This is a genomic window from Pseudoalteromonas sp. MTN2-4 (genome assembly GCF_042848605.1).
Classification (GTDB): Bacteria; Pseudomonadota; Gammaproteobacteria; order Enterobacterales; family Alteromonadaceae; genus Pseudoalteromonas.
The window spans coordinates 1-7,980 of the sequence record NZ_BTGK01000018.1 but is presented as its reverse complement, the minus strand read 5'-3'; the positions used below and the strand labels follow the sequence as shown (position 1 = coordinate 7,980).

The 7,980-nt window shown below is 36.1% G+C and carries 13 protein-coding genes; all 13 read right to left on the bottom strand.

All coding sequences use genetic code 11. The features are described 5' to 3' along the window. Positions 1 to 60: 60 nt before the first annotated feature. Positions 61 to 759, bottom strand: coding sequence for a hypothetical protein (locus ACGHEH_RS21320; RefSeq protein ID WP_390449681.1), 699 nt, complete (start codon positions 757 to 759; stop codon positions 61 to 63). A gap of 106 nt (positions 760 to 865) precedes the next feature. Continuing rightward, positions 866 to 1,375, bottom strand: a complete 510-nt coding sequence (locus tag ACGHEH_RS21315) for a hypothetical protein (RefSeq protein ID WP_390449678.1) — start codon at positions 1,373 to 1,375, stop codon at positions 866 to 868. Positions 1,376 to 1,489: 114 nt separating this feature from the next. After that, positions 1,490 to 1,774: a DUF6881 domain-containing protein gene (locus tag ACGHEH_RS21310; RefSeq protein WP_390449675.1), complete on the bottom strand. Its 285-nt coding sequence runs from the start codon at positions 1,772 to 1,774 to the stop codon at positions 1,490 to 1,492. A 90-nt stretch (positions 1,775 to 1,864) separates the two neighbouring features. Continuing rightward, a complete protein-coding gene (locus ACGHEH_RS21305; protein ID WP_390449672.1) occupies positions 1,865 to 2,371 on the bottom strand; it encodes a hypothetical protein in 507 nt (168 codons plus the stop codon). Between the two features lie 114 nt (positions 2,372 to 2,485). After that, complete coding sequence (locus tag ACGHEH_RS21300) at positions 2,486 to 2,827, bottom strand: hypothetical protein (protein ID WP_390449669.1); 342 nt, start codon at positions 2,825 to 2,827, stop codon at positions 2,486 to 2,488. 122 nt (positions 2,828 to 2,949) lie between these two features. Further along, a complete protein-coding gene (locus ACGHEH_RS21295; RefSeq protein ID WP_390449667.1) occupies positions 2,950 to 3,477 on the bottom strand; it encodes a hypothetical protein in 528 nt (175 codons plus the stop codon). Between the two features lie 119 nt (positions 3,478 to 3,596). Continuing rightward, positions 3,597 to 3,860: a hypothetical protein gene (locus ACGHEH_RS21290; protein ID WP_390449664.1), complete on the bottom strand. Its 264-nt coding sequence runs from the start codon at positions 3,858 to 3,860 to the stop codon at positions 3,597 to 3,599. A gap of 172 nt (positions 3,861 to 4,032) precedes the next feature. Beyond that, positions 4,033 to 4,446, bottom strand: a complete 414-nt coding sequence (locus ACGHEH_RS21285) for a hypothetical protein (RefSeq protein WP_390449661.1) — start codon at positions 4,444 to 4,446, stop codon at positions 4,033 to 4,035. 452 nt (positions 4,447 to 4,898) lie between these two features. Beyond that, positions 4,899 to 5,216 (bottom strand): hypothetical protein, encoded by a 318-nt coding sequence (locus ACGHEH_RS21280; RefSeq protein WP_390449659.1) that lies wholly within the window; start codon positions 5,214 to 5,216, stop codon positions 4,899 to 4,901. Positions 5,217 to 5,370: 154 nt separating this feature from the next. Continuing rightward, on the bottom strand, positions 5,371 to 5,664 hold the full coding sequence (locus ACGHEH_RS21275) for a hypothetical protein (RefSeq protein WP_390449657.1): 294 nt from the start codon (positions 5,662 to 5,664) through the stop codon (positions 5,371 to 5,373). Between the two features lie 605 nt (positions 5,665 to 6,269). Continuing rightward, on the bottom strand, positions 6,270 to 6,641 hold the full coding sequence (locus ACGHEH_RS21270) for a hypothetical protein (protein ID WP_390449655.1): 372 nt from the start codon (positions 6,639 to 6,641) through the stop codon (positions 6,270 to 6,272). 15 nt (positions 6,642 to 6,656) lie between these two features. Further along, positions 6,657 to 7,070: an energy transducer TonB gene (locus ACGHEH_RS21265; protein ID WP_390449653.1), complete on the bottom strand. Its 414-nt coding sequence runs from the start codon at positions 7,068 to 7,070 to the stop codon at positions 6,657 to 6,659. Positions 7,071 to 7,181: 111 nt separating this feature from the next. Next, positions 7,182 to 7,805, bottom strand: a complete 624-nt coding sequence (locus tag ACGHEH_RS21260) for a hypothetical protein (RefSeq protein ID WP_390449651.1) — start codon at positions 7,803 to 7,805, stop codon at positions 7,182 to 7,184. Positions 7,806 to 7,980: the final 175 nt, after the last annotated feature.

Here is a 7,980-nt window from a genome sequence, read left to right as displayed (position 1 = left end):
TCGATTAACGGGTTAAAAATTGTGGGCTAAAATTGAGCGAAGCGAAAAGCCCGCAAGTTTTTAATCCCTGTTTAATTGCTTGTTAGCAATACATTGCACACGTTTCATATAGCCATTCTTAGTTAAAATTTGAGAGCCCGATGGATAACTATTTATAAGTAGATCACCACTTTCTAGCTGCCAAGATGATTCGGGCATGCCGACTAAGCTATATAATTTTTCAATTTCAAAATCCGAGTTTATAAAATGAACATCACCATAATTCCATGATAAATGGGCTAAGCCTGATGTAATAACTAAACCAAAAGGCATTTCAAAAATATCTTCGACATTCATACGTTCGATGAGTGTGATTTTATCGTTTTCATCGATTAAAAGTAACTCACCGCCGAACTCACCATTATTACTACCCGTAATGGTCTTTTCACCTAAGTTTATAACTACATGTGGCTGTATTATTTGATGCTCAATAGCCGTTTGCTCATCCGAGTAAGGTGAGGTTCTAGGAAAAGACTTTTTGTACTTGCCAGTAGCTCTATCCAAAAGTTCAAGCTTCCACATTATTTGTTTTGAATCATTTTGTGCAGTTTCAAAAAATTCTTTTACGCCAACTTCCGTAACCTCGCTTTTAAAAGTACCTTTAAATACTTTTTTATTCGGGTATTTAGTAGGTTCATAAGAACCGCAATTTATCTTTCCGAATATATTCGCAAATGAATTGAAAGATAATAGGAGTGCAATAATAGTAAAGTATTTCAAGAAGTTTCCTTGTATTGCTAACGCCCGATTAACGGGTAAAAAATTGTGGGCTAAAATTGAGCGAAGCGAATAGCCCGCAAGTTTTTTATCCCTGTTTAATTGCTTGTTATATTTTCTTTAACTCACCTGCTCCAAACGTATAATAATGATCTGGAGCACCTGAATTTTCGGTGTTATACCAATTATGAACGGTTCTTGTAACAGTTAATGCACCCGTCTTTTCTTTGGTACGTGCGATAGAAAGCCAAATGCGCTCTAACCAATTGCCACCTTCTCTAGTTAGATAAACATGCCAACCTAGCTTATCAGGAACTACTTGGATGTTAGCGTCAGATTTTTCCCAATCAGATTCGGATGTATATTTAAAATAGACCTCGGTAGATTTCTCCTTAAGGATAATCTTGATCCCGATGCCTGTCTTATCACTTCCATCTTTAGCCATTATTTCTATTAGCTCATCAGGTGCGCTTTTAATAAAATATTTTCCTTCCCATTCTCCTAAAAGAGGGGAGTATTTTTTTATTGATTCTATTTTCTTTGAGATTTCAGGGCTGACTTTCTGTGCTTGAGCAAAAACACTGAATGGCAAAGCAAATAGTAATACTAGAAATTTCATCGGAACCCTTTTGAAAATATAACGCCGTTGTAACCGGCTAAAAACAGTTGGCTAAAATTTGTGAGGTACGAACAAAGCCAACTGTTTTTTGTCCGCACTTTTTAATTTGCTTTGTTATATGCCGTTTACAACATGTATTTCCCAAAGTTTCTCAAACTCTTGCTGAGTAATAACCTTTGCGAAAAATAAAGGATCTGAGTTTATTTCTTCGATACTAGGGACTACATCAGTTCCAAGTAATGTTGTTTTCGAACTTTGATTACTTGTAGCAATGCCCACAGTGCCGTCTGAGAAAAACTCAAGTTTTCTGATTTCGAAATTATCAGCACCGACCTCTGAAACAAGCCTTATAGGATATACGCTCGATTCATGGTTCCAAGTTACATCTATGTATTTCAAGTGCTCGATTTCCCTTAGGCATATAACGCCCCACTAAGGAGCGAGTAATAGTTGGCTAAAATGTGTAGCGAAGCGAAACCGAGCCAACTGTTACGAGTCCCGCTTAAGTGGTTTGTTATATGCCTCTTTCCAAGGGTTATTTCTACAAGTTTCAAACTTCTCTAACATTAACGAATATAAGTACTCGCTCAAAGTATCCCATGACTCATCAATAGCTGTAACCCTACAGTTTTTAGAAGCAGTAAACCTCTTGCCAACTTCCAAGTTTTCACCTTCATTTGACCAACTCGAAGACAGAATAAAGAAGCGCAGCCCATCAAAACATTGATTATTTCTGGGTTCTCTTTCGTATGGAACACGAGGCAATCCTTTGCGCAATGAGTTGATTTTTTCAAGCTCTGTTTCATTTAACACCTTGCGACAAGGCATTGGATCATCAAATATTGAAGTTGCCCAATGAAAATCACCTTTATTATTTAACCAAATAAAATCATGAGATCTCATCCCTAAAATCTCAGCTCTAATATTCCACTCTTCATCTTGAGCGACTAGATTGAAAGAGAGAATAGCTAGAAACAGGGGAGCAAAGTATTTCATGACACTTCCTTTGGCATATAACGCCGTTGTAACCGGCAAAAAATTATTGGCTAAAATGTGAAGCGGAGCGTAGCAGCCAAAAGTTTTTTGTCCGCGTTGACAACCTTGTTATGTTTATAGCAAGCTGCTCACGAACACCATCGTTAAAATTGCTAAAAGTAACACAAATGTTATTTTCTGTTTTACTGTTATCTTCGCTCTATTTTTAATTTTTTCAATGCGAGCATTGTATTCTTCGGGTGTTATTCCAGCCCTTCTAGAATAAGAAAGAGTCCTCAATGGTTGAAGCTTTTCTTCAAAAATCAGCTTTTGTTTTTTATATGATTCTAGCTGCTGCTCTTCTGTTGCTCCTTTAGGTAAATTATTAATTAAAGCTAATATTTCTGCATCATAAGATTCAGCTAGTTCTATTTCTTCTTTAGTTAAATTTTTATACCAAGATTTACTGTTTTTCAAAAACTTAATCTTCCTTAAAATATAACGCCTCGCTTAACCGGCGCAAAATAGCAGGCTAAAATTAGCGACGAAGGAACGCAAGCCTGCTGTTTTACGTCCCTTGGTTAAAGCGTTTGTTAGCATTACGCTCCTGATAATGCTTGCAAGTAGCTTGAATTGAAGTTTGTAAGTAGATTATTAAGGTAATTAAAATTAATCTGATTTGGTTTAAAACTTAATCCTTTTTCAATATTTGCCATGTGCTTTTTTAGCATGGCTTTATCTTTAGACCAAAAAGCGATATTTCCTAAAATGAAATCATTCCAATACATTGGAGATTCGCTTAAGTCTTCATTTGGATTCAAAACTTTTTTTGCATGAAAGATCGCTTGTTGATAATTACCCGCTAGCCCTTCCATTTGCGCTAAATGCCATGTTAATGAACTTTCTTTTGAATTATTCTGTACAATAAATCTCTTAATTAAAATAGCTGCTTCGGCATAGCAACCAGACTTTTCCAGTAATCTAAATCCAGCATCATAAGTTTGATCAAATTGCTGATAGGTTAGATTTAGATCTTCTTTTAACCTCTTTTGCAGGGCTATTTCACAATCAGCAAAGGCAAAATTTGATGTAAATAAAAAAGCAATTGGTAAGAGTCCAGTTTTCACAATAGTTCCTAAGTAATGCTAACGCCAAGCTAAAAGGCAAATTTTGTTGGGTTGGTTTTTGCCTGCGCAGCAGAATAGTAAAAAGCTACACAGCAAAATTTGTCCGATTGAGCGCCTTGTTATAAGCCTTTACTTTGATCTTTATACTTAGTTTCTAGTAGAGAGATTCTGTTGTTAGTTTTTTTAACGGCATATGCTGCGTAGTGATATAAAATAAAAAAAGCTGCAATTCCAACAAGTATTGCTGTCAGTGAAGGAGGTAAAGCAATAGATAACATAAGAGCTATTAAACCGATTACCAAAACTATACACATAGTATGAGAGAACCCAAATAGCTTTTTATTTTTTAACGCTAATACCTTTAAGTGTTCGTCAATATTCATTAGTTACTTCCTATCTATAATGAAATTTTCACCAATATGCTTTTCTAATCCGTAAGCTCAATTGGCTTATAACGCCTTAATAAACGGCGAAAAATAGCAGGCTAAACTAAGCGAAGAATGAGCGCAAGCCTGCTGTTTTGCGTCCATTGTTTAATTAATTTGTTATGAGTATTTATTCAATAAAGCCTGTTGATACTCTTTTTAAAGTATTAATAGAATTATCTTTATTATCTCTATAAACAAGAGTGCTATCATTGACCGATATAATAGTGACGCAATCTAATTCATCTTTGTTCGTTATACCGAACGAATCGAATGTGAATACTATGCAGCTCTGATCACCCACCATTTTCCATAACCCGTCAGCGAACCAATAACTTCGATTGTCATTCTCAAGGTAGCCAAAAGCATGAAACCTTCCCTCAGGGAGATAGGTCATGTAAGACAATATCTTGCCGTCTTCATTATAAAATTCGGCCCAGACACCTTGCATTAACTTTTCAAAATTAGGCTTAGGCTCAACTTGCTTTGATGCGAATGAGGGGCCGCATAGAAAAATAACAAATAGTAAAATTACTCTCAACATCTTATTAACTCATAACGCCGTTGTAACCGGCAAAAAATTGTTGGCTAAAATGTGAAGCGAAGCGCAACAGCCAACAGTTTTTTGTCCGCGTTGACGACCTTGTTATGCGTTGACACTCAAAATTGAAAGCGCTTGCGCCTGCACCAATAAGCCAAACTTAAAATTAAAAAACACTCACCAAACCCAAAATTGCAAAGAAGCGCTCTACTGGTGAATGAACTTTCTGGTCACAGCTTAAATTGAAAAACGAAAAGCTAAGACCAACTTAAAACTTAATTACGCCACTGTACCTAAAAGTTAATTTGAAGAAAAGACTTGAAGCAAAAAACGTTTTAAAGACAGCAATTTAAAGTGACGCATAACGCCTCAGTTAAAAGGCAAAATTTGGTTGGCTATAATGTGAAGCGGAGCGAAACCAGCCCACTGAATTTTGTCCGCTTTTAAACTGTTTGTTAGTTTTCGAAGCTCACATATGTCCCAAGCCAATCTTTGTGCTCAGGATATTTTTGCTTATAAGCCTTCAAATCTGCTTTAGGAGCGTACTTAAAATACAAACCAAAGTAATCAACTAAGTAATCTTCACCTTTTCCCATACGCCAAAACATATTTGTTGGGTGGTAATCTGGAAATTTAATCCATGGTGGTTCTGGAGGATTACTTTTTAACTCATTCTCGTAGCGCTCTTTGAGCATACTTTCCCACGAGGCTTTATGCTCAAGATACTTGTTCCATTGCTCGTCAGTTAAGTCGGTTGGTTTATCATTTGCCATTGTCACCCAAGATACAAAAACCAGATTGAGAAAAAATACTCGATACATACTCATATAAAACTAACGCCTTAATAAACGGCGAAAAATAGCAGGCTAAACTAAGCGAAGAATGAGCGCAAGCCTGCTGTTTTGCGTCCATTGTTTAATTAATTTGTTAGGTAACACTTGCCTCTGCAGTTACCAAGCTACAAATTTTGTGGAGACGGCGAAAATACTCTAAAGACTCAGCATCTAAGTATTTTAAGATAGACTCTAAGTTAGCTTTCGCAACTTCCAACAACTGATAATGTGAAATAGTTAGCTGACCATTTCCACTTTTTATATAGGAAGCAATACACCCAGCTACTTTAGCGTCTAAAGTGGTAACGCAAATACCATTAATCTCTTTACCACCAAGCCCTTTAAGAAAGACCATTTTAGAGTGTTCGTACCAAAGCTCGTTGAGCACTTTATCTCCGTGTTACCTAACGCTTGCCTAACCGGCGTAAAATAGCAGGCTAAAATTAGCGACGAAGGAGCGCAAGCCTGCTGTTTTGCGTCCTTTGGTTGAGGCACTTGTTAGGCATACTTTAGCAGTTTTCACATGCCTTTTTCATTTGTTCCCAATCAAAGCTTTTAGTCTTGGCACACAAAGCCCCTTTAATACCATAGTTAATCAAAACATTGGCACTTTTAAAAAATTGGATTGTACCTGAAAGTTCATACAACGTAACATTTGTTGCTTCTTGGTAGCCCATATACATTGGAATAGTATTGTTATGGATATCATTATATTGAGCGCCAAGTAAGTAAAAATCCTTATGTTGTAACAGTGCTTTAAAAGAAACTAAACATTGATCGGACTTATTGCAATAAGTTTTAATTTCAATAGGAATATCTTCTTCTACGCAACTAAATACGCTGCTCGAAAAAATATTAAAAGAGCGGAAAATGTAAATTTCATTGTATGCCTAACGCCCGCATAAAATGCGGATAATGCTTGGCTATAATTAGCGAAGAATGAGCGTCAGCCAAGCGTTTGACGTCATTTTTGATGCGTTTGTTATACGAAGATTAAGAGTTATATAAATCCAACTCAAAGGGGTGTTTATCTATTAAAAGTTCATTATTAAACTCATTATTCTCCATTTTGGGCAAAGTTCGAAAAAGCTTTACTAAAGAATAAGTCAAATACATTGTTGCAAGCAAAGCTAGAACAACCTGCGTTACAGTAAAATTATAATATGTATTACATTGGATAAACCAACAGAACTGTCTCATACTGCCTGCTAATGCAATTAGCCCTAGGGTCATGCTTAGTGCAATATGGAAAATAATTAATTTCACTCCGCTATCTCCCTTTCGTATAACGCTTGCCGTAAACGGCACAAAATAGCAGGCTAAAATTAGCGACGAAGGAGCACAAGCCTGCTGTTTTGTGTCCACGGTTTAACGGCCTTGTTAGCTATCTATAAGGCTAAACTCTAGAACTTTATCGCAGGTTGAGATTTCTTTAGTTTTAGACATTGCAAAATACCACTTCTCAACTGCTCTGATCGCTTCTTGATCAAAAACTTTAACTGGGCTTGAGTCTAAGATTTCAATTTTAGAAGGTGACTTACCCTCTTTCCCCACCGTGATTTCCACATGAACCCAGCCTTCTTGTAAGTTCTTAACTTGTGCATTGGGATATTTTGGGTAAACAGTAACAATTGGTTTGCATTCAGATAAAACCTTTGGAGCATTTTTGGGTGCTGCCTTAATTGAGTTTTTATTTTTTAATACGAACTGTTCAAGTTGCTTACTGTCGCTATCAACTGAACTTTTACAACCGAAAAATATGATTGTAGTTAAAATAAGGATTAAATTTTTCACATCTACACCAATAAATAGCTAACGCTCGCCTAACCGGCGAAAAATACTTGGCTAAAATTAGCGACGAAGGAGCTCAAGCCAAGTATTTTGAGTCCTTGGTTTAGGCACTTGTTATATATCATTTAACTCCAAAGGTAGACGAAAGTTATACTTCCAATCTAACTCATTGAGGTTAATATACATATACTCAGGCAACTCAAGTGCCCCCTCTGGCATAGGTACTAAACACTTAATTTCAGAGTAATTTTTTAGCACTCGTCCAGTAAATGAAAATGTGCAATAACGAGCTTTTTCTAATTCGTCGTAGTTAGGATGAGGTAAGATCATATATTTACATAAATTTATTGCCTCACTCTCTCTAAACTTGCCTCTATACAAATATAATTTGTTTAGCCAGCTAACATATTTACACCACTCACCGAGTTCCCCCTCTGCTTTCAAGTCTTTTATCGAATCAACTATTTGAGTAATAGAAGAGTCATGCCGTCCTCTAAACTCTTCTCTAGCTAACTCAAATAAAGCCTCGAGAATAGTATCTTTCTTTATGCAATTGGGATCCGTTACGTACTTAAGCATTGGTTTCAAAAATTCAATAAATATTAATTGATTACCATCCCACTCCATTTCAAAACAACATTCATCGTCATAAGCCCATAGTTTCCAATGTAACTCATTACGAGGATTAAGCTCTTCCAACTCCCTTTCATCAAATTGATCTTTTGTAATTTTATTCATTATTTCTTCACGACTAATAAATTTTACTTGATATATAACGCCGTTGTAACCGGCTAAAAACAGTTGGCAAAAATTTGTGAGGTACGAACAAAGCCAACTGTTTTTTGTCCGCGTTTACAACTTTGTTATAAAACCATGACTTACAAATCAAAGGTTTACAACTGTCAATATTAAA

Excerpts from the sequence above, each read along its gene's own strand:
- ACGHEH_RS21315 (WP_390449678.1), bottom strand. The coding sequence starts at position 1,375 with ATGAAATTTCTAGTATTACTATTTGCTTTGCCATTCAGTGTTTTTGCT.
- ACGHEH_RS21305 (WP_390449672.1), bottom strand. The coding sequence starts at position 2,371 with ATGAAATACTTTGCTCCCCTGTTTCTAGCTATTCTCTCTTTCAATCTA.
- ACGHEH_RS21290 (WP_390449664.1), bottom strand. The coding sequence starts at position 3,860 with ATGAATATTGACGAACACTTAAAGGTATTAGCGTTAAAAAATAAAAAG.
- ACGHEH_RS21285 (WP_390449661.1), bottom strand. The coding sequence starts at position 4,446 with ATGTTGAGAGTAATTTTACTATTTGTTATTTTTCTATGCGGCCCCTCA.
- ACGHEH_RS21280 (WP_390449659.1), bottom strand. The coding sequence starts at position 5,216 with ATGGCAAATGATAAACCAACCGACTTAACTGACGAGCAATGGAACAAG.
- ACGHEH_RS21260 (WP_390449651.1), bottom strand. The coding sequence starts at position 7,805 with ATGAATAAAATTACAAAAGATCAATTTGATGAAAGGGAGTTGGAAGAG.